1 pseudogene is annotated in these 1495 nt (G+C 69.3%); it reads left to right on the top strand.

Annotation, left to right across the window (positions count from 1 at the left end):
• Nucleotides 1-1495, top strand: a pseudogene (locus EN738_RS34230) (kinesin); the annotation flags it as partial.

Below are 1495 nucleotides of genomic sequence, written 5' to 3' on the forward strand. Positions count from 1 at the left end.
CCATGGAACGGGCGCTGTCGACCGGTGTCGACAACATCCGCAACGTGCTGGAGAAGAGCGCGGTCTTCGTCGCCGGCGCCTTGCGCGAGAAGGTCATGGAGGTCACCAGCGCCCTGCACGAGCAGGCTGGCCTTGCCTTCAGCGACGCCGACCGCAAGATCGCCGACCGCGCCGAACAGACCTCGGCCGCGCTGCTCGCCAGGGCAGAAGACATCGCCCGCGCCTTCGAGGACGCCGACCGCCGCCTGCATGCGCGCGCCGAGGACACGTCGAATGCGCTGATCGCACGCGCCGAGGACACCGCCGACCAGCTGTCCGCCCGCGCCAGCGAGATCGCCGGTACCTTCGACGCTGCGGACCAGAAGCTGGTTGCCCGCGCGGTCGAAACGGCGCAGTCGCTGGCGGCGCGCGCCGGCGACATCCTACGTAATTTCGAAGGCGCCGACGAACGGCTGAGCATGCGCATCGGCGAATCGGCCGAAGCGCTCGCGGCCCGCGCCTCGGACCTCGGCCGCATCTTCGATGCAGCCGACCAGCATCTGATCTCGCGCATCGCCGAGGGGTCGGAAGCGCTTTCGTCACGCGCGTCCGAGATCGCCCGCATCTTCGACGATGCGGACCAGCGCCTGGTCGCGCGCATCGCCGACAGCACCACGACCATCGGCGGCCATGCCGAGACCATCGTCGGGGCCTTCGCCAGCACCGAGCAGCGGGTCGCCGACCGCGCGCGTCAGACCGGTCAGGAACTGGCCGTCCACGCCCGCGAGATCGAGCAGGCGCTGGCCGGCGCCGACGAGCGCCTGGCGTCGAATGCAGCGGCAGCAGCGGCCCGGATCGAGGAGCAGATCGCCGGCGTCGAGAACCGCCTCGCCTCCACCACGGAAACGATCGGCCAGAAGCTCAACGAGCAGGTCTCGGGCGCGGAGGCGCAACTGATTTCGCGCGCCAACGTCATCGCCGAGACCTTCACCGCGGTCGGCCAGCATATCGGTCAGAGCACCAACGACGCGGCCAAGACCATCGGCGCCAACACCCGCGAACTCAACACGATGCTGGCGGCGCGCTCGGCCGAGATGTCGAAGATCCTCGACGAAACCGCCAAGCCGCTGGTCGAGCGTTTCGCCCAGGGCGGCTCGGAGCTTCAGCGGAGCATGGAAGAGGTCACCGAGCGGGCGACCGAGAAGCTGCGCAGCGAAAACGCCGCGCTGGTCAACGCGCTCGCCAGCCGTACCGCCGAGACCTTGTCGGCGGTGGACGGCGCGCGCTCGACGCTCGCCGAAAGCGTTGCCGATCTCATCGGCCGCATGAGCACCTCCAGCGCCCAGCTCGGTCAGCTGATCGACCAGGCTGCGGCCAATCTCGGTCATGTCGAGGAACGCCTGTCCGGCAGCACGCAGAGCTTCGCGACAACGACGGAAAAGGCCGCGCAGACCTTCGCCAGCTCGGCGCGACTGGTCGATTCGAACACGACCCGGCTCACCGACCTGTCGTCGGC

This window comes from Mesorhizobium sp. M4B.F.Ca.ET.017.02.2.1 (genome assembly GCF_003998955.1).
In the GTDB taxonomy this organism is placed as follows: Bacteria; Pseudomonadota; Alphaproteobacteria; order Rhizobiales; family Rhizobiaceae; genus Mesorhizobium; species Mesorhizobium abyssinicae.